Raw genomic sequence first — 326 nt, 5'->3', positions numbered from 1 at the left:
TCCGCGCCGACAAGGCCCGCGCGGTCGATGGCGAAGCGCACCGGCAGGTTCTGCAGCACCACGTCATGCATCACCTGGTCATAGGCGCGCTGCAGGAAGGTGGAATAGATTGCGCAGAACGGGCGCATCCCCTCGGTCGCAAGGCCCGCGGCGAACGTCACGGCATGCTGCTCGGCGATGCCGACATCGAAGAAGCGCTCGGGGAAGGCCTTGGCGAACTTGTCCAGCCCCGTGCCGGACGGCATCGCCGCCGTGATCGCCACGATCCGGTCGTCCGCTTCCGCCTGGCGCAGCAGTTCGCGCGAGAAGACGGACGTGTAGGACGG

General features: G+C 67.8%; 1 pseudogene. It reads right to left on the bottom strand.

Going from position 1 to position 326, the window contains the following annotated elements:
* Positions 1 to 326: pseudogene (locus HNH97_RS16680) on the bottom strand (1-deoxy-D-xylulose-5-phosphate synthase); the annotation flags it as partial.

It is taken from the genome of Gluconacetobacter entanii, assembly GCF_013155425.1.
Lineage (GTDB): Bacteria > Pseudomonadota > Alphaproteobacteria > Acetobacterales > Acetobacteraceae > Novacetimonas > Novacetimonas entanii.
The sequence above is the reverse complement of the archived record's forward strand: the minus strand, read 5'-3'. Positions and strand labels throughout refer to the sequence as shown.